Genomic DNA, 19,465 nt, shown 5'->3' on the forward strand with positions numbered 1-19,465 from the left:
GACCGGCGGCGATGGCCGCGAGGGCGTGAGCCCGGACACCGGACGCGGCACGCCGGGCGGACCCGGCGGTGGCGGCGCGTCCCGGCGACCCGGGCCGGACGGTGCGGGCGGCGGGCGGTACGCCGTACCGGGCGGCGGATTCCAGCCGGAGACCAGTGCCGCGCTGCTGGCGTTCTGCCGGGGCGACGGCAGCGTCACCAGCGATGAGCAGGCGGCCATCGCCCGCGCCCTCTCGCCGGGCCTGCCCGAGTGGCTGTGGGCCGACCTCGGCCGCGCCTGCGACCGCATGGAGTACCCCCTGGCCGCCGCCGTCCGCGCTCTCGCCCCGCCCGAGACCGCCGAGCTGTGCGCCGCCCGCTGCGCCGTCCTGGCCCTGCGCGACCCCGCCCTGCCGCCGCCCGCGCCCCCCAGCTGGGCGAGCGGCACCCATGAGGGGCTGCGCGCCGAGGCCGCCCGTGCGTTCGCGACGGCCGCCGACCTGGGCGCGCTCGGCGAGGTCGCGGCCGTGGCCGCCGCGGTGGGCGCCGCTCCGGGCACGGCCGAGCTCGCCGCTGCGGCCCGCGCACTGGCTCGCGAGGGCCGGGGCGAGCTCGGGGCGCTGCTGGCACGGGTGCCCGCCGGCCTGCGCGAGGCCACGCTCACCGGAGCGGTCCGCGGTGTGGAGGAGGCGGCGCCGCAGGTGCGGCGCCGGATGCTGACCGACGAGGTGTGCGACGGGCTGGCGTCGCTGGACCTCTCCGCCGCTCCGCTCACCGGGACGGCGGTGCTGCTGTCCCGTGTGCGGCGTGGCCACCTCACCCGGGTCGAAGCCACCGTCGCCCTGGTCACCCTGCACCGCGCGACGGCCACCACCCGCACATCCGGCCCTCCTGCCCCCGACCCCGGCGCGGCCCCCGGCCCTGACCGCGGTGCGCCGGGCCCTACGCATCCCGGTCTCGACGCGAGTGCCGGTCCCGGTGGGCCGGGGGTCTCCGGGGCCGGTCCGGAGACGGCGGGCGCGCCGGAGGCCGAGCGCGGGCAGCGCGCCGGAGACGGGGAGGAGGCGGCCTCGGCCGAGTTGGACGCGGCGGTGCTCGCGGTGTGGCAGCAGGCACCGCAGGTGCCAGAGTGCGCGGCGCTGGTGCGGGCGCTCGGCCCGGCCCTCGGAGAGTCGCCCAACCTCGGCGACCTGCCCGCCCGCACGTTCCTGGCCGGGGACGTCGAGGACGCGGACATCGCGCGGCTCGCCGGGCTCGTCCGGGACACCGTGCCCGGCTACCCCGCCGCGGACGCCGAGGCGGTGCTCCTGCTCGCCTCGGTGCGCGACCTCACCGACCCCGGCGGCGCGGCGGCGACGCTGCGGCGCCTGGCCGCCCTGCGGCCGGAGGCCGACGAGGAACTGCTGGAGGAGGTGCTCGCCCGCGCCGCCCGCGCCCTCGCCGAGCGTGACCCCCGCTTCCGCGCGGAGGTGGTCCGGCTGCTCCCGGGCCCCGAGCGGTCCGCCGTGGCGCGCGCCTGGCTGGACGGCCGCCTGACCCGCGACGGGCAGGCGGCCCTGCTGGAGACCGCCGTCCGCCTGTACCAGTCCGAGGTGACCGTGCCCGAACTGGAAACGTGGGCGAGGGGACGGCTGAACGGCTGGTCACTGCCCGGGTCGGCGGAGTCGCGCTTCAAGCACGACCCCGAACTCTCCGCCGCGCTGAAAGAGCTGGCGAAAGGCCGCCGCGCCCGTCCATGGAAGCGAGACCCCCGATGACCGGTCCTGACGCGCCGGCCCCCCGCGGAGGCGGCGGGCACGGGAAGGCGAGCGTGCGCTGATGCCGCTCGTCGTCGGTTTCCTGGTCGTCCTGTGGGGCGTGTGCATGTACTTCGGGTTCCTGTACGGGTTCCCGTTCGTGGCGGCGGCCACCGTGGCCGCGGCCACCCTGACCGGCCTCGGCCACTACTTCGTGCGCGCCGGAGAGGTGCTCCTGCCCGTCACATCGCGCGGCGCCTCCCCCGTGGTCGCGGGGGCCGGCGAGACCGAAGATCGCCTGGGCGCGCCGGAGTCCGACCGGGACCCCGCCTACCGGCACTACCTGTTCGGGCAGGTGGCGCTCGACTGGTGGCGGACCCAGCGCACGGCGGTGCCGGCGATGGCGCGGGCCGCGAGGTCGGCGCTGGGCGGCGCGACCCGGCGGCTGATGCGGAGCCCGCAGGGTTTCTTCGTCTTCCCCATCTGGCTCGCCCTGGTCGTGGGCGTCGCGGCGGCGGTGATCCCGCTGGCCGCCGTGGCCGGCGCGCTCACCGCCGCGTACGTGCTGGTCGCGCTGACCGGGACGCTGCTGTGGGCCGCCTGCCTGACGCTGCTGCTCGCCGTCGAGACCGTCTTCATGCGCGTGCGGCGCATCCTGCAGACCTGCCCGCATCCGCAGTGCTACGCGCGGATCACCCTGCCCGAGTACGCCTGCCCCACCTGCGGCCGGCGGCACCGGCGGCTGTCGCCCAACCTCGACGGGGTCTTCCGGCACGTGTGCCGGTGCGGCACCCGCCTGCCGACGGCCATCGTGCTCGGCCGGTTCCGCCTGCCGGCGTACTGCCCGGAGTGCGGGCGGGCGCTGCCACCGCGCATCGGGCGTGCCCGCATCGAGCCGCTGCCCTTCGTCGGCGGGCCCGACGCGGGCAAGACGACGTTCATGGTGCTGGCGATCAACGCGCTGCACCGGCTGGTGAAGGACGCGCGAGGTCGGGCCGGCTTCGTCGTGGAGGGGGACGAGATCGCCTTCTCCCGGCTGCGGCAGGAGCTGCGCCTGGGCAGGGTGTCCAAGACGACGACCCGCGCGCCGTCGGCCACGATGGTGGACGTCACGCTGCCCGGCTCGCGCACCCGGAGCGGCAACCGCATCCTGTACCTCTTCGACCCGTCCGGGGAGGGGTTCACCGGCGCCACGCAGGTGGAGGCGATGAGCTATCTGGCCCACGGCGAGGCGATGCTGATCGTGGTGGACCCGTTCGCCCTGCCACTGGTGCAGCTGGGGCTCTCGGACGCCGAACGGCAGGTCCTGCAGAAGGCGGGCGTCGTGCTGTCCCCGGAGGATCCCTCCGACACCTTCCAGCGGGTCAGGAACGAGCTGGCCGCGCGGTCGGACGGCGGCGGGCAGAAACGGGTCGCCGTCGTCGTCACCAAGACCGACCTGCTGCGCACCACCGCCGTCGGCCACGACGCCGACCGGCTGCCGGAGTGGTTCGACGGGATCGGGCTGGGCAACATGGTGCGCGAGCTGGCCCGGACGGCGGGCGAGGTGCGCTATCTGGCGTCCGGGCTACCGGCGGACGAGGCGGCGATCGCCGGCCTGATCGCCTGGCTGGTCGGCCTGCCGCCGGCCGACGCCGGCTCGGAGGGCCACGCCCACCCGCGGCTCGCCGTCCCCGCTCCGCGCGGCCCGGGTGAGGGCCGCCGCGGGGACGGCGCAGACGAGGCGGATGACCGCGAGGAGACCGGCGACGGCGACACCGCGGAAGGTGACGAGGAGCTGACCACGGCCGACCTGCGCGGTCCGTGGGCGCCGGGCAGGGGCCGGCAGGACCGCGTGCCGCTGACCTACCAGCTGCTGCGCTGGTCGGTCTTCGGCGCGGCGACCCTGCTCGGCTGCGGCGTGCTGGTGCTGCTCGTCACCTGGGCCGTCTCGGTGGTGCGCACCGGCCTGGCCCTGTGACCGCCACGTGCCCGGCCTCCACGCGGGTCAGGCGGGGAGGATCCAGGTGGCCTTGGCGGCGGCCACCAGAGTGCCGTCGACCTCGTACACCGCGCTCTCGCCGAAGAGCTTGCGTCCCTCGCGGCCGGTGGCGCGGGCGACGACCGAGTAGGTGCCGTTGGGGTAGACGCGGCGGAACACCTGTCCGGTGATGCGCCCGAGCAGGCCGGGCCCGCCGTTCGCGGCGTTCGCGGCGTTCGCCCACCCGGAGGGGCAGTCGAGCGCGGCCCAGACCACGGCGTCGGGGACCACTCCGTCGTCGTCGGTCACGGTCACCGGCACCCGCCAGCCGGCGGCGACCAGGTCCGTCCCCTCCACGGGGCCGGGGAAGATGCGCAGGCCGTCGCCGGGGTCGCGCAGGCCGCAGACGAAACATCCGGGAGCGGGGTGGGGACCGGTCAGCCCGGCGAACCCGGCCTCGGCCCGCGCCGCCTCGGCGAACGGCACGAACGGCGGCGGAGTCACGTTCATGGCGACGGGGATCGCCTCGGCGAGCACCTCGCCATCGAGCGAGAGCGACGCCGAGTTGGCCATGTGGCCCACGATGACGTCGGTGTCCAGGGGAACCGGGCGGCGCAGGGTCACCTCGAGCGCGTGCGCGCAGTCCAGCCTGTCCGCCAGTGTCGCCGCCAGAGTCCCGGCGACCCAGCCGCCGTTCGCGATGCCCTCAGGGCCGCGGAATCGGGCCGGCACGGACAGCGTGGTCTGCACACCTGCGGACGTCGTTGTCATTTCGGTAGCACCCCCAATGCTGCTCCCAACAGGAGCGATGAACCGTAAATTCCGTTAGGTACCGCCAGATATTACCTAGTACCGCTTGATCACCATTACAGCAGGCAACGATGACGGACCCGTTAGCCGCGTGCAACGACGACATGACGCACAAGAGCGACCCCCTTGACGGGAGATCACCCGATCGGTACCTCTGGTGGGTCGCTGCGGACGCTTCCGGGGGTGCGAACGGTGGATCCACTCACTCTTCTGGGAGGCACGGAACTGGCGCGCGGACGCATGTCCTTCTACATCAGCCTTCAGCTGTCCAGCGCCATCGCACCGGGCCTGGTGCTCCTCACCGAGGGCACCGTGCTCGTCAACCAGTTACGTCACGAGAAGACGCTGGAAGCACTGGCGGGCGCCACCGGGGTCCTCGGCGTGATGGTCGCCATCTGCGCACTCGCCGGCGCCTTCGTCCTCGGCTACATATGCCGTGAGCTGAGCTTGAAGCTGCTGGGACGCCTGGAGCGGCTGAAGTTCGTCAGGCGCCGTTACGGCACAGGGGCGCAGAACCGGCTGGAGGAGTGGTTCGCGCCGGAGGATCTCACGGACTGCTTCGAGGCCCACGCGCATCTCCGGCACCGGGAGCGATCGCGCGAGCCCCTCCGAGAGGACCACGAGAGCTCCCGGACCGGCGAGGCGGCCTCGGGGGAAGAAGCCTCGCCCCCGCGGAACGACGACGGGGCCACCCGGCGGGCCGAGCCGGCGAGCCGTTCCTTCCACCCGACGGGCGGCTACCACACAGGTGATCTCCAGTACTACCGCTTCGTGTACAGCAAGCTCTGGCTGCGGGCGTACGCGCCCCTCTACAGCATCGACAAGACCGAGTTGGAGATCAACGTCCTGGCGGCCATCCTGGCACCGGTCCTGTTCTCGTCGCTGAACCTCATGGTCGCCTTCGACTTCCACTGGGCGGCCGTCGTGGCCGCGCCGACGGCCGTCGTCCTGTTCTGCGCGATCCTGCTGGATTCGCTGCTCAGGTTGCGCGTCGCCGAGAAGCGCGAGGCGGTGGAGAATCTGGTCATCGACTACCTGGCCCGCCGCGCCGCCGCCCGTCCTCCTTACGCGTCCACCTCACCGGCGGATCCGGCCGGAGAGACCGAGTAGTGGGCGAGATCGGGAAGCACGGCCGCGTCGAGCGGACCCTCGATGGAGAACACCATCACCCGTACCTCGAGGCCGGACAGATGAGCCGCGACCGCGCGGTGGGTGCCGTCGAGCAGCAGAACCCGGCCGTTCCCCAGCGAGTATCCAGGCAGTACGAGGTGAACAGGGCGGTTCTCCCGTACGAAGGCGTCCCTCAGGCGCGTGACGCCGCTCGCCCGCCCTTGCGGCCAGCTCCTCGATGTCCTCCGGGCTTCACCCACCCGTAGTGGCCGGTCCCGCTCGCCTCGCCAGTCGCCGTCGGTATCGTCCGGGGTCGCGTACCACATGGTGTACAACCCCGCCAGGTACTCCCTCGACCGCGAGCATGTCTCGCTGACCTGGCAGTCCGATGAGGTGACCGCGTCCCAGTCCAGCCACGCGCCGATCACGTCCGGATCGAAGAACTCGATGTAGTCGCCGATGTTCATCAGCGGCACCGGACATGATCACGTGGGTGCGGCAGAAGGCGGTCGACCCGATGTCGCGTCCTTCTGCCGCACCTCGTCCGCCGGCGTGCGGGCCGGCGGACCGTGGTCACAGCACCGGCAGGTAGCGGCCCAGTTCGAACTCGGTGACCTGGCGGCGGTACTCGTGCCACTCGGTGCGCTTGTTGCGCAGGAAGTACTCGAAGACGTGCTCACCGAGCGTCTCGGCGACCAGCTCGCTCCGCTCCATCGCCGTGATGGCCTCGTCCAGGCTCTGCGGCAGCGGCTCGATGCCCAGGGCGCGCCGCTCGGCGCTGGTGAGCGCCCACACATCGTCCTCGGCGCCGGGCGGCATCTCGTACCCGCCCTCGATGCCCTTCAGGCCCGCCGCGAGGATCACCGCGTACGCGAGGTAGGGGTTGCAGGCGGAGTCCAGCGAACGGAACTCCACCCGGGTGGAGTTGCCCTTGTGCGGCTTGTACATGGGGACGCGCACCAGCGCGGACCGGTTGTTGTGGCCCCAGCTGACGTAGCTGGGCGCCTCTCCGCCGAGGCCCGCGATCGCCTCCGAGCCGCCCCACAGCCGCTTGTAGGAGTTCACCCACTGGTTACAGACCGCGGTGATCTCGGGGGCGTGCCGCAGCAGGCCGCCGATGAAGGACCGGCCGACCTTGGAGAGCTGGTAGTCGGCACCCGGCTCGTAGAAGGCGTTGCGGTCACCCTCGAACAGCGACATGTGGGTGTGCATGCCCGAGCCGGGGAAGTCGGTGAAGGGCTTGGGCATGAAGGACGCCCAGATGCCCTGCTCCAGGGCGACCTCCTTCATGACCAGGCGGAAGGTCATGATGTTGTCGGCGGTCGTGAGCGCGTCGGCGTACCGCAGGTCGATCTCCTGCTGGCCGGGGGCGCCCTCGTGGTGGCTGAACTCCACCGAGATGCCCATGGCCTCCAGCATCATGATCGCGTTGCGCCGGAAGTCGTGCCCCGAGCTGTGCGGCGTGTGGTCGAAGTAGCCGCCCGAGTCGATGGGCGCCGGCCGCTCGCCGTCCTCCGGCTTGCCCTTCAGCAGGAAGAACTCCACCTCGGGATGGGTGTAGAAGCTGAAGCCCATGTCGGCGGCCTTGGCCAGCGTGCGCTTGAGCACCCAGCGAGGGTCGGCGTGCGAGGGCGAGCCGTCCGGCATGAGGATGTCGCAGAACATGCGGGCGGCGCCCGGCGTCTCGCTGCGCCAGGGCAGGATCTGGAAGGTGGACGGGTCTGGCTTGGCCAGCATGTCCGCTTCGTACACGCGAGCGAAGCCCTCGATCGACGACCCGTCGAACCCGATGCCCTCGGCGAACGCGCCTTCGAGCTCGGCGGGGGCGATCGCCACGGATTTGAGGAACCCGAGCACGTCGGTGAACCACAGCCGGATGAACCGGATGTCGCGTTCTTCGAGCGTACGGAGCACGAATTCCTGCTGGCGGTCCAAGGCATCCCCTTCTGCCGGACGGTGTTCGGACACCATCGTCGTCACGCTGAGCCAGTCTCTGAGTCGGCGGAAGACATGTCTGGTCATCTACCAGTCTGCCCGCTTGGTGTTTCGCACACGTTACGCGGGTCCGTAGTGAGGAGTCGATGCGGACCCACCGGGTGGATCCGCCGCGCGCGCCTCGGTCACCGAATGCCCTCTCAACGCCATTCGACACCAGAGGTGGGACAAGACCAGCCTCTGGTTGCCCAATGTGACAGCATGGTGCCGTTCCGCATTCGTCAACGAGTCACGCCCGGCGAGGAGAACCCACATGGAGGCGGATCAGCGGCACGCCGGCCCGGTGGCACCACGCCCCCGGCTCCGGCTCCGGCGCCGGCCCTGGCTCCGGCCACGGTCCTGGTCCTGGCCCGGTCAGGTGGCCCGGCTCTGGTCGCGCGCGCGGGCCGGAGGGCGGCGGCCCGCCCACCGTGCCGGGGGCGGGCGCCCCCGACCGGAGGCCGCCCGGCCCTGGTCGGGGGCCGCCTGGTCGCGGTCCGGCGGTCCCGGCGGCGAGGGCCGTCCGCCGCGCGGAGCGGGGTGGCACCGGCTGGCCTGGGCGCTGTCGCTGGGCACCGCGCTCACACTCGTGCTGCTCGGCGCCCAGACCGGCCGGGACGCCGCCTGCGCCGCGGCACCCGGCCCCGACCGGCCCGCATGGCTGGTGCGGATGCTCGGCGGCGGTTGTTCGCTGTCGGGCGCGGTGCAGGACGACCTGGTGGCCTCGGTCTCCCCGGCCGAGTACGCCGGCTCGGCCGCGTGCGGCGCCTACCTCGACGTGACCGGGCCGCGCGGCACCGTCCGCGTCCAGGTCGTCGACCAGTGCCGGTCGTGTCCGGCGGGCGAGCTCGACCTGAGCCGCCGGGCCTTCGCCCGCATCACCGGCCCGGGCAGAGGCGTGGTGCCGGTCGGCTACCACCGCGTACGCAACCCCGAGGTGCCACGCCCGGTGGCGTTCCGCCTCAAGCAGGGCTCCTCGGCCCGGCGGTTCGCCATCCAGGCCATCGACCACGGCAACCCGCTGCGTCTGGTGCAGATGCTGCAGGGCGGGCGCTGGCTCGACCTGACGCGCACCTTCGACAACCACTGGATCCTCCCCGGTCGCGGCGCCGGCCCCGGGCCGTACACCGTGCGCGTCACCGACGTGTACGGACAGCGGCTGGTGGCCGGTGGCATCCGGCTGATTCCCGGCAGGCTGCAGCGCACCGAGCATCGGCTGTACGCCCCGTCCGCCGCCACTCCTGCGCCGTCCGTGCGGGGCACGGCCGCGCGGCGGGCCGCGGGGGGCACCGCGCCCCGGCTGGGCGCAGGCGTGCCGGGCGAAGCGCGGCGCGGTCCGCGCCGCGCGGAGGAACGGACGTCGCAGTGGGACGCGAACGCCATGCCTCCGCGGGCGACCGGCGGACAGGAGGGCACGTCCCCGGACGTGACCGGCCGCGGCTCCGCGGACAGGGCCGGTGAGAGGGTGTCGTCCCCTGGCGGCGGTGTCGCGCCGTCCATCACCGGCGGGACCTCCGCGCCATCCGGCGAGACGACCGGAGGGCGCCCGCCTCGGCCGCCGTCCGCGAGCGGCGGGACCGCCGCGGGTGGAGCCTGGTCGTCGCCCGCGGGTGCGGCACCCCCGCCGTCCGGCGGCACGGCACGCGATGGGATGCGGGCCGACGGCATGCCGCCCGGCGCCCCCGGAACTGCGCCGAGTGCCTCGTCCGGCCCGGCTGACGCGTCACGGACGCCCGGCGCCTCCGGCCGGTCGCGGGAGACCGCGTCGGCCGGCTCTCACCGGGTCCCCGGCGCGCCGGGCGACGGCCCTGCGGGGCGGGTGGCCGGCGCGGCCAGGGGAACGATGGACGCCTCCCCCGGCGACCCGCGCGCCTCCCCCGGCCGCGCACCGCTCACCGCGCTGCCCTCCGCCCGCCCGTTCTTCTGCTGACCGCGCCCCTGCTCCGGCCGTCCGCCGCCTCCCGTCGGCCGGTGCGGCGGCCCGCCGCATCGGGGTCCGCCTGCGCACCGGCATCGGCGGCGGGGCTCGTCTCGCCGGAGTCGCCGGAGCCGCCGGCGAGGACGTCGCCGGTGGGGGTGCGCCGGTAGAGAACCTCGCGGCCGATGCGGCTGCGGGTGACCAGCCCGCTGGCGCCGAGCACCGACAGGTGCTGGGAGACCGCGCCGGGGGTCAGGGACATCCGCCTGGCCAGCGCCGTGGTGGAGGCGGGGTGCCGGAGCGAGACCAGCAGGCGGGCGCGAGTGCGGCCGATGAGCGCGGCGAGCGCGCCGGGCGCGGCCGGCGGCGCGGTCTCCCACAGCGTGCCGATGCCGCGCGCCGGGTAGACCAGCATCGGCTGGTAGGGCTCGGTCATGATCGCGATGTCCGGCCAGCGGAAGGCGCTCGGCACCAGCAGCAGGCCGTCCCCTCCCAGGTCACCGGCATGGCACCAGTGCCGCTCGGCGATGAGCCGGTCGCCCTCCCAGCGCACCGAGGGGTGCAGGTCGGCGAACAGTTCCCGGGCGCCGCCGGTGGCCAGCCGCCGGGTGCGCCACATCAGGTCGGCCTCCAGCAGCCCGTGGACCCGGGGCCAGTACTCGGCCAGCGCCACGTCCCAGTACGCGGCCAGGGCGTCGGCCACCCGCCGCACCCCGGCGACCGGATCGTCCCGGAACCGGGCGACGATGTCCGAGCCTGGGCCCGCTGTGAGGTGGCCGGCCTCACGCGCCGCCTGGGCGGGCGGCGTCCCTCGCACGCGGTCCAGTTCGGCCTCGAAGTCGGGCAGCGGAGTGTCCGGCGGCGGGGTGAGGAAGTCGGCGATGTACCCGTGGACGGGCGCGAGCGCGAACAGCTCGGACAGGTCGATGCCGCCGAGCCGGGGAGTCACGGTCCGCACCCACGGCAGGTGCACCGAGTGCCGCGCCGGGGCGCGGAGCACGCGCAGACTCGCGACGAGCTCCCACAGCGGCGAGAACGCGAACCGCAGCCGGGCCAGGTCACCGGCGTCGAACCGCCACTCCACGCTCATGAGGCCCCCGCCCTGCGCCGAACTTTTAGTGCTGCCTAAAAGATTGGCACCCGGATTCGGACATGTCCAAAGGTTATCCGCGTGACCAGCACCGTCGTCGAAAAGCCATCTCTGCTCCGAGCCAGGATCGGCGGGTTCCCCCGCGCGTTCTGGGTCCTGTTCACCGGCACGTTCATCAACCGGCTCGGCACCATGGTCGAGCCGTTCATCGGCATCTATCTGACCCAGTCCCGGGGGATGTCGCTGGCCGCCGCCGGCGTGGTGCTGGCGGTCTTCGGCGTGGGGTCCCTCGTGTCGCAGCTGGTGGCCGGCTGGCTGACCGATCGTCTGGGCCGCCGGGCCACGCTGTCGGGCGGGATGGTCGCCACGGCGTTCACCATGATCGCTCTGGGGTACAGCACCTCGCTTCCGGCGATCGTCGCCGCGATGGCCGTGCTCGGCCTGGTCATGGACGCCTACCGTCCCGCCTCGCAGGCCCTGCTCGCCGACCTCATCCCCGCGCACGACCGGCCGCGTGCGTACGGGCTCATCTTCTGGGCGATCAACCTCGGCTTCGCGGTGGCGATGATCGGTGGCGGCCTGCTGGCGCACTCCGGCTTCCTCTGGCTGTTCTGGATCGACGCGATCACCTCGCTCGTCTTCGGCGCGCTGGTGTGGCGGGCCGTGCCGGAGACCAGGCCGGAGCGCGGCCGCGAGACCGGCGGCTTCCGCGACGTGCTGCGGGACCGGCTGATGGTCGCCTACGTCTCGCTGACACTGCTGTTCACCTTCGTCTACCTGCAGGCCTACACGACGCTGCCGCTGGCGGTCACGGCCGCGGGCCTGCCCGCCTCGGCGTACGGCCTGGCGATGGCGGTGAACGGCCTGCTCATCGTGGTCGTCCAGCCGCTGATCGGGCACTGGCTGGCCAGGCACGACCCCAGCCGCGTGCTGGCCCTCGGCCTGACGGTCACGGCGGTGGGGTTCGCGCTGACCGCGCTCGTGTCCTCGGCGGCCGGCTACGCGGTCACCGTCGCGATCTGGACGACCGGCGAAGTGATCACCGCGGGCATGCCGGGTGCGCTGGTCGCGATCATGGCTCCGCCGCACCTGCGCGGACGTTACAACGGTCTGTCCGGGGTCGCCTGGTCGGCGGGCGGCCTGCTGGCACCGCTGATCGGCACCCGCCTGCTCGCCGCGGGGCAGGGCGTGCTGTGGATCACCGTGGGCGTGCTCGGGCTGCTGGCCGCGGTGGGGCAGCTCGCGATCGGCCCGGCGATCCGCCGCCGCGCCACCGCCCCCCTGGTCTCCGGCCCTGCCTCGTGAACCCGGCGTGACGGCCTCGCCATCGCCCTGCCGGCGGGCTGGAGCAAGGGCCTGCCGGCGTGCCCTCGCCACGGCTCGCCCGAGGCGTCCGGCCGTCGCCGGGCTCGGGCGGATGTCCCTCGGCCCGGGTTTTCCACAGGCTGCCGGTCCGATGCCCTCCTGAGCGGCCGGTCGTCCACAGGAGACGGTCCGGCGCCGTCGGAGCGGCGGTGTCACACGTAAGGTGGACACCGTGCCTCAACTGCGAATTGCCCTCGCCCAGACCAACCCCGCGGTCGGCGACCTTTCCGCGAACGCCGCGGCACTCGTCGAGTGGACGCGGCGCGCCGCGGACCGTGGCGCGCACCTGGTCGTGTTCACCGAGATGTTCCTGACCGGTTATCCCGTCGAAGACCTGGTGCTGCGCACGTCGTTCGTCGACGCCTCGATCGCGACGCTGACCGCCACCGCGGCGCGGCTGGCGGACGAGGGCCTCGGCGAGCTGCCGGTGGTCGTCGGATACGTCGACCGCTCCGGGGTCACGCCGCGCGCCGGGCAGCCGAAGGGGGCGCCGCTGGACGCCGCGGCGCTGCTCCACCGTGGCCGTGTCGTCACCAAGACCGCCAAGCACCACCTGCCGAACTACGGCGTCTTCGACGAATACCGCTACTTCATCCGCGGCGACCGGCTGCCGATCTTCCGGCTGCACGGCGTCGACGTCGCGATCGCGGTCTGCGAAGACCTCTGGCAGGACGGCGGCCCGGTCGCCGCCGTCGCCCAGGCGGGCGCGGGGCTGCTCGTGGTTCCCAACGCCTCCCCCTACGAGCGCGAGAAGGACGACGTGCGGCTCGAGCTGTGCGCCGACCGCGCGCGGGAGGCCGGGTGCGCCCTGGCGTACGCCAACCAGGTCGGCGGGCAGGACGAGCTGATCTTCGACGGTGACTCCATCGTGGTGGACGCCTCAGGCGAGCTGGTCGCACGGGCGGCGCAGTTCCGTGAGGAGCTCCTGGTCACCGATCTGGAGCTGCCGCTCGCCGACCCGCGGGCGACCCCCGGCACGTTCCCGGTGGACGCCGGCGACGGCACGACCATCACCGTCGAGCGGCTGGTGCTGTCCGGTGACCCGCTGCCCGCGTACGCGCCGGAGCCGCCGGCGCTCGCCCCCCGGCTGGACGACCTGGAGGAGGTCTACTCGGCGCTGGTGCTCGGCGTGCGCGACTACTTCACCAAGAACGGCTTCGGTTCGGTCATCCTCGGGCTGTCCGGGGGCATCGACTCGGCGCTGACCGCGACCATCGCCGCCGACGCCGTCGGCCCCGATCGGGTGCACGTCGTGCTGATGCCGTCCCGGCACTCCTCGGAGCACTCCGTGAGCGACGCGCGCGACCTGGTCGAGCGGCAGGGGCTGCACTCGCGCGTGGTCCCCATCGAGGGCATCGTCGACGCCTTCGACAAGGAGATCGACCTGCACGGCCTGGCCGCCGAGAACCTCCAGGCCCGGGTGCGCGGCATGCTCTTGATGAGCCTGTCCAACGAGCACGGCCACCTGGTGCTGACCACGGGCAACAAGAGCGAGCTGGCCACGGGCTACTCCACCCTCTACGGCGACTCGGCCGGCGGCTTCGCTCCGATCAAGGACGTCCTCAAGACGACGGTGTGGCAGCTCTCCCGGTGGCGCAACGAGCAGGCGGGGCGCGAGAGCGACCTGCTGCGCCGCTTCGACGTGCCGCCCATTCCGGAGAATTCCATCACCAAGGAGCCGAGCGCCGAGCTGCGTCCCGACCAGCGGGACACCGACTCCCTGCCGCCCTATGACGTGCTCGACCGGCTGCTGTCCGACTACGTCGAGCACGACATGGGCAAGGGCGAGCTGGTCGCCGCGGGCCACGACGCCGAGCTGGTGGCCAGGGTGATCCGCCTGGTCGACCTGGCGGAGTACAAGCGCCGGCAGTATCCCCCGGGCCCGAAGATCACGCCGAAGAACTTCGGCCGTGACCGCCGTCTGCCCATCACCAACCGCTGGCGCGAGACCCCCGCCACCTGACGGGAGTCACCGGGGCGACCAGGCGGATTCCCGCCTGGTGACCCCTGGTGGACGAGCGCGACGACCGGCTGGACCGGTGTCGCTTCCTCGGGCCGGACCGTGGCCGCACCATGGCCACCAACTGGCCGGGAGCGCGGCCAGGCCCCGATCCGTTCACCCGCCCGCCCGCAACGCGCGACCCGTTCCTTGGCGGGGAGTGCGGGGGGGGGCACGGAGCGGGCCTGCCGTTGGCGCGGCCGGCGTGGGCACCAGCAGGTCCCCGGCGACCTGCTACGGCGTGACGGCGACAGGGCGTGTCTCTGCCCAAGTGTGGAACCTCGGCGGCGCCCCTCCCGTCATTCGCCGTGGAGCACGGCGCCGCCGAGGCCCGTGTTCGGGGCGAGCAGGCCGGTGAGGATGCTGTCGGTGATGCGCTGGGCGAGGTCGGCGGGCAGGTCGCCGTCGCCCTCGTGCCACTTGGTGAAGAACATCATCGCCCCGGACAGCGCGGCCATCGCCACCTCGATGTCCATGTCGGCGCGCAACTCGCCGCGGTCGATGCCGCGCTGGAGCAGCGACCGCAGCACCTCGCGCCGCGGCCGGAGCACGGTCGCGCGGAAGCGCTCCATGAGGTGCGGATAGCGGTCGTGCTCGCTGAGCGCGATGTTCATGAAGCAGCGGGTGGTCCGGTTGTTGCCCTCCCGCTGGAGCACCGCGAGATAGCGGATGACGTCCTCGCGCACCGAACCGCCGGCCAGCTCGGGTATCGGCGGCCTCAGGCTGGCCAGCGCGTCCACGACGAGGTCCTCCTTGTTGGACCAGCGCCGGTAGATGGTGGTCTTGCCGACGCCCGCCCGCGCGGCGATCGCCTCGATGGACAGCTCACCGATGCCGCTGCCTTCGGCGATCATGTCGATCGCCGCGTCGATGATCGCCTTCTCCGCCTTCTCGCTGCGGGGACGGCCGGGCGATCGGACCGTCCCCGTCTGCTCGTTCATCATGGTCAGATCACACTACTGCCGGTTCCTTGCTTTCCGGGCGCGGCGCCTGGGCGGCGACCGCGTTCTTGCCGGGCAGCCACTTGGCGACCACCGCGGCGCCGAAGAGCGCGACGGCCGCGCCGCAGAGCGCGGTCACGTGCATGCCGTCCATGAACGCCTGCTTCGCCGGTGCGATCAGCGCGGCGCCCTTGGGGCCGAGCGCCTGCGCGACGCCCAGCGTCGCGGTGATGGACTCGCCCGCCGTGTGCCGGACGTTCTCCGGGAGCGACGACAGCGGGCCGGCCATGTTGTCACGGTAACTCGCCGAGAGCAGTGACCCCATGATGGCGACACCGAGGGCGCCGCCCACCTGCCGCACGGTGTTGGTCATCGCCGACCCGACGCCCGCCTTCTCCCGGGGCAGGGACGACATGACCGCCTCGGTGGCCGGCGGGTTGATGTTGGCCATGGCCGCGCCCTGGACGAAACCGAGGAGCTCGAACGCCCAGATCGGGGTGTCGACCTCTATCAGGTAGTAACCGGCCAGCGTGGCGGCCACGACCACGAGGCTGACGGTGGCCACGGCCTTGCCGCCGAACCTGCGCACCATCTGGGCGCTGAGCGGGGAGAAGATGAGCTGCGCCGCCGCGAACGGCAGCACCAGCGCGCCCGCCTGCAACGGCGTGTACCCCTTGACGATCTGCAGGTAGAACGCCAGGAAGAACATCACGCCCATCATGGCGAAGAACACCAGGCCGACGCTGGCGACGGCGGTGGAGAACCGCGCGATGCCGAAGTAACGCACGTCGAAGGCCGGGTGGGCCGTCCTGCGCTCGTGCCAGACGAAGGCCGCGAGCACCGCGACGCCGCCGAGACCGGGCAGCCACACCTCGGGGTGGGTGATCGTGCCGAGCTCGCCGCCCTTGATGATGCCGTACACGATGCCGACGAGACCGATGATGGACAGCAGCACGCCGACCGGGTCGAGCTGGGCCTTGTCCGGGTTGCGGGATTCCGGCACCAGGAGCGCGATCAGCACCGTGCTGATGAGCACGACCGGCACGTTGACCAGGAACACCGACCCCCACCAGAAGTGCTCCAGCAGCAGGCCGCCGGTGATCGGGCCGATGGCGATGGCCAGGCCGACGCCGCCCGCCCAGATGCCGATCGCCTTGCCACGCTCCTGCGGGGCGAAGACGTTGGAGATGATGGCCAGCGTGGCCGGCATGACGGCGGCGCCGCCCAGGCCCATGGCCGCCCGCGCGAAGATCAGTTGCGTCGGGTCCTGGGAGTAGGCACTGGCCAGGGACGCCAGGCCGAACAGCACCATGCCGACCTGCAGCATGCGCTTGCGCCCGAACCGGTCACCCAGGACGCCGAAGGTGAACAACAGGCCGGCGAAGACCAGCGTGTAGGAGTTGATGGCCCATTCGAGCTGGCTCTGCGTCGCGCCGAGCCCGGCCACCGGATCAGAGATGACCTTGAGGGCCACGTTGAGGATCGTGTTGTCCAGCACGATGGCCAATAGGGAGAACACCATCACGCCCAAGATCTGCCATCGGCGTGGGTGACCTGTCGGTTGTTCCACTTCTTCATCCCCCCGGGAGATGCACTGCCACATTTCGATACGATCGAGTTTCGCAACGACACCGTAGCGGTTCTACATTCGATACGCAACCGTTCCGTTTCGATACTCCGGCCGGCATGGCCGCCCCGCCGTGCTCGCGACAAGAAGGCCGGGCGCACGCGTGCGGCGACGACCGGTCCGTACGTCCACGACCCGCCCACAACCCCAATAAGGGGGGACACGGCGCTCCCCGGCGGTGCCACAGAGGGGCGCCGGAGCCGCGCGGAGCGCTCGGGGGAAGGCTTCGCGGATCCAGGGGTGCGGCCCTTTCCTGTCACGGTCGGGACCGGCGTCCACCGAGGTCAGCGCGCCCGGGCGTGCGCGGCCGGATGCCCGGTGAGGCCGGGCGGAAAGGGGGTGGCGGCGGGATGAGGAGAGGGGGTCCAGGGTGTTGTCCTGACCGTTAGACATGCGATGATCTGACCGTCCGGGGACGCCACAAGGGCGCCTCGAGGCTTGGAGGGATCCACGATGTCCTCTACGTCACAGATTTCCAGCTCGCCGACCGCGCTCTATGGCGGCCAAGCTGGGCGCAGGGTGACCGTCCGCGACATCTCGGCCGCCAAGGAGCGCGGCGAGAAGTGGCCGATGGTCACCGCCTACGATGCGATGACCGCCCGTGTTTTCGACGAGGCGGGCATCCCCGTCATGCTGGTCGGCGACTCCGCCGCGATGGTGGTCTACGGCTACGATTCGACGCTTCCCGTCTCCGTCGACGACCTCATCCCGCTCACGGCGGCCGTGGTCCGCGGCTCCACCCGGGCACTGGTGGTCGCCGACCTGCCGTTCGGCTCCTACCAGTCGTCCACCGAGCAGGCCCTCACCTCCGCAGCGCGGTTCATGAAGGAGGCCGGTGCCCACGCCGTCAAGCTCGAAGGCGGCCGACGCGTCCTGCCCCAGGTCGAGGCCCTGGTCTCGGCCGGCATCCCGGTCATGGGCCACCTCGGCCTGACCCCCCAGTCGGTCAACGTCTTCGGCGGATACCGCGTCCAGGGGCGTGGCCAGTCCGGCGACGAGCTGATGGCCGACGCCAAGGCCCTGGAACACGCCGGCGCCTTCTCCGTCGTGCTCGAATGCGTGCCGGCCGAGTTGGCCGCGCGGGTGACCGCCGCACTGTCCATCCCCACCATCGGCATCGGAGCCGGACCGTCCTGCGACGCGCAGGTGCTGGTCTGGCAGGACCTCATGGGCCTCACGCCGCACCCGGCGAAGTTCGTGAAGAAGTACTTCGACCTGGCCGGTGAGATGGACCACGCGGTCCGCGCCTTCGCCGACGAGGTCGTCACCGGAGCGTTCCCCGCCCCCGAGCACAGCTACCGCTGACTCCCGGGCACCGCCGGCACCCAGCCGCCCGGACACCCGCCACACCTCCGGCGGCGACGCTGATCCGGCGTGGTGCGGCACGCGACCGCGCCGCCCGTACCCGGCCCCGGCCGGTACGGGCGGACGCGGCCCCTCGTCACCGCCGCCTCCGCCCGTACCGGCCATGACCCACGTGCCAGAGGCGGCCCGACCGGCGGAGTCCTCGCTCGGCTTCACGGCCGACGCGGCCGGGACAGGGGCGTGCTGCACGCGCCGCGAGAAGCGCCAGGTGCCGGCGATGACGATCGCCGGCCTGGCGCAGCCTCACCTGGCGGGCTGCTCCTCGCTCGCGCGGCCGGTCATGCTCGGGTCGCACCAGGCTCGTCGGCCTTCGACGGAGGATCGGTACGCGGGCCCGGCCGGCCCGCGATCCGGGCGGGGGTCAATCCCGTTCGAGGGCCTGACGGAAGTCGGCCCACAGGTCCTCGGCATGCTCGATGCCGACGGCGACCCGGACCGTGCCCTCGCCGATGCCCACCCGCGCCAGTTCCTCCGGTGTGAGCATCCGGTGCGAGGTCGTCGCCGGGTGCAGGACCAGCGTCTCGACGCCGCCCAGCGAGGGGGCCAGCAGCGCGAGCCGGATGGAGCTCATGAACCGCTCGCCGGCGGCACGGCCGCCGGCCAGGTCGAAGGAGAACACTCCCCCGAAGTCGGGCAGCAGCTTGCCCGCCAAGTCGTGGGACGGGTGGGAGGGCAGGCCCGGCCAGTGGACGGCGGCGACGGCCGGATGCCCGGCCAGCCGGGTGGCGAGCAGCCGGGTGTTCTCGCAGTGCCGGGCCATCCGCAGCGGGAGCGTCTGCATGCCGCGCAGGGCCAGCCACGCGGCGAAGGGGTCCAGGGTCGCGCCGAGCTTGACGGCGTACGACCAGACCTTGGCGTGCAGGTCTGCGTCGGCGAAGACGGCGACCCCGGCGAGTACGTCGCTGTGGCCGCTCAGGTACTTGGTCGCGGAGTGCACGACGATGTCGGCGCCGTGCTCGATCGGGCGGCAGAGCATGGGCGAGGCGAAGGTGTTGTCCACCACCGACAGCAGCCCGGCGTCGCGGGCGACGGCGCACATGCCGGGCAGGTCGGCCACCTGGGTCATCGGGTTGGCGATGGTCTCCAGGTACAGCATCCTGGTCTCCGGCCGGACCGCCTCGCGCACCGCCGCCGGGTCGTCCTGCGGCACGTAGGTCACCGTGACCCCGAACCGGCTCTCCAGGTCGGCGACCGCGGCCGCGGTCCCGCCGTACAGGGCCCGCTGGGCGATCAGGTGGTCCCCGGGCTTCAGCAGCGCGAACAGGACGGTGTTGATGGAGCCCATCCCGGACCCGGCGGCGACCGCCCCCACGCCGCCCTCCAGGCCGGCGACCGCCTCCTCGAAGGCCCGTACGGTGGGGTTGCTCAGCCGCCCGTACACGAACGCTCCGTCGGGGCGGCCCATCCCGTCGGCGAAGGCGGCCGCGTCGTCGAAGGCGAACCCCGATGTCTGGTAGAGCGGCGGCGCGATCGGCGTGCTGCCGTTCAGGGAAGGGCTGGGCAGGTGGACGGCACGCGTTTCCCGGCGAAACGAAGGAGTCATAGACCTAAGAATGACGTCAAACAGGACGTATTGTCAGATCCGTCCCGGT

Annotated in this window: 13 protein-coding genes and 1 pseudogene; 7 read left to right on the plus strand and 7 right to left on the minus strand. The window is 72.9% G+C overall.

Annotated features, from left to right (window positions below):
- Together IEY93_RS16670 and IEY93_RS16675 are read left to right on the plus strand one after the other, a co-directional pair.
- Positions 1–1,735, plus strand: a pseudogene (locus IEY93_RS16670) (hypothetical protein); the annotation flags it as partial.
- Between the two features lie 61 nt (positions 1,736–1,796).
- Positions 1,797–3,674: a TRAFAC clade GTPase domain-containing protein gene (locus tag IEY93_RS16675; protein ID WP_189163979.1), complete on the plus strand. Its 1,878-nt coding sequence runs from the start codon at positions 1,797–1,799 to the stop codon at positions 3,672–3,674.
- Positions 3,675–3,701: 27 nt separating this feature from the next.
- Here the strand turns inward: IEY93_RS16675 and IEY93_RS16680 are convergent, their stop codons facing one another.
- The gene (locus tag IEY93_RS16680) at positions 3,702–4,445 is read right to left on the minus strand and encodes a hotdog fold domain-containing protein (RefSeq protein WP_189163980.1); all 744 of its coding nucleotides are present in this window, start codon (positions 4,443–4,445) and stop codon (positions 3,702–3,704) included.
- 231 nt (positions 4,446–4,676) lie between these two features.
- On the opposite strand from IEY93_RS16680, the gene IEY93_RS16685 reads away from it, so the two are divergent.
- Complete coding sequence (locus IEY93_RS16685; protein WP_189163981.1) at positions 4,677–5,594, plus strand: hypothetical protein; 918 nt, start codon at positions 4,677–4,679, stop codon at positions 5,592–5,594.
- On the opposite strand, the gene IEY93_RS16690 is transcribed toward IEY93_RS16685, so the two are convergent.
- Positions 5,549–6,061, minus strand: coding sequence for a hypothetical protein (locus IEY93_RS16690; RefSeq protein ID WP_189163982.1), 513 nt, complete (start codon positions 6,059–6,061; stop codon positions 5,549–5,551). The two genes, IEY93_RS16685 and IEY93_RS16690, sit on opposite strands and share 46 nt — an antisense overlap.
- 106 nt (positions 6,062–6,167) lie before the next feature.
- The gene (gene glnA2 / locus IEY93_RS16695; protein ID WP_189163983.1) at positions 6,168–7,529 is read right to left on the minus strand and encodes a gamma-glutamylpolyamine synthetase GlnA2; all 1,362 of its coding nucleotides are present in this window, start codon (positions 7,527–7,529) and stop codon (positions 6,168–6,170) included.
- Positions 7,530–7,842: 313 nt separating this feature from the next.
- On the opposite strand from glnA2, the gene IEY93_RS16700 reads away from it, so the two are divergent.
- Positions 7,843–9,498, plus strand: coding sequence for an expansin EXLX1 family cellulose-binding protein (locus IEY93_RS16700; protein WP_189163984.1), 1,656 nt, complete (start codon positions 7,843–7,845; stop codon positions 9,496–9,498).
- Here IEY93_RS16700 and IEY93_RS16705 read toward each other — a convergent pair.
- Entirely contained in the window at positions 9,461–10,576 is a 1,116-nt protein-coding gene (locus IEY93_RS16705) for a DUF5937 family protein (RefSeq protein WP_189163985.1), read from the minus strand. The genes IEY93_RS16700 and IEY93_RS16705 overlap by 38 nt on opposite strands.
- Before the next feature lie 81 nt (positions 10,577–10,657).
- On the opposite strand from IEY93_RS16705, the gene IEY93_RS16710 reads away from it, so the two are divergent.
- Together IEY93_RS16710 and IEY93_RS16715 are read left to right on the plus strand one after the other, a co-directional pair.
- Positions 10,658–11,881, plus strand: a complete 1,224-nt coding sequence (locus tag IEY93_RS16710) for an MDR family MFS transporter (protein WP_189163986.1) — start codon at positions 10,658–10,660, stop codon at positions 11,879–11,881.
- Between the two features lie 232 nt (positions 11,882–12,113).
- Complete coding sequence (locus tag IEY93_RS16715) at positions 12,114–13,904, plus strand: NAD+ synthase (protein WP_189163987.1); 1,791 nt, start codon at positions 12,114–12,116, stop codon at positions 13,902–13,904.
- A gap of 335 nt (positions 13,905–14,239) precedes the next feature.
- Here the strand turns inward: IEY93_RS16715 and IEY93_RS16720 are convergent, their stop codons facing one another.
- Positions 14,240–14,884 (minus strand): TetR/AcrR family transcriptional regulator, encoded by a 645-nt coding sequence (locus tag IEY93_RS16720; RefSeq protein WP_189163988.1) that lies wholly within the window; start codon positions 14,882–14,884, stop codon positions 14,240–14,242.
- Between the two features lie 7 nt (positions 14,885–14,891).
- Entirely contained in the window at positions 14,892–16,403 is a 1,512-nt protein-coding gene (locus IEY93_RS16725; protein ID WP_189163989.1) for an MFS transporter, read from the minus strand.
- A 558-nt stretch (positions 16,404–16,961) separates the two neighbouring features.
- Here IEY93_RS16725 and panB point away from each other — a divergent pair.
- Positions 16,962–17,813, plus strand: a complete 852-nt coding sequence (gene panB / locus IEY93_RS16730; protein WP_189163990.1) for a 3-methyl-2-oxobutanoate hydroxymethyltransferase — start codon at positions 16,962–16,964, stop codon at positions 17,811–17,813.
- 421 nt (positions 17,814–18,234) lie between these two features.
- On the opposite strand, the gene IEY93_RS16735 is transcribed toward panB, so the two are convergent.
- Positions 18,235–19,416, minus strand: a complete 1,182-nt coding sequence (locus IEY93_RS16735; protein WP_189163991.1) for a trans-sulfuration enzyme family protein — start codon at positions 19,414–19,416, stop codon at positions 18,235–18,237.
- Positions 19,417–19,465 lie beyond the last annotated feature (49 nt).

The organism is Sphaerisporangium melleum (assembly GCF_014646695.1).
GTDB classification, from domain to species: Bacteria; Actinomycetota; Actinomycetes; order Streptosporangiales; family Streptosporangiaceae; genus Sphaerisporangium; species Sphaerisporangium melleum.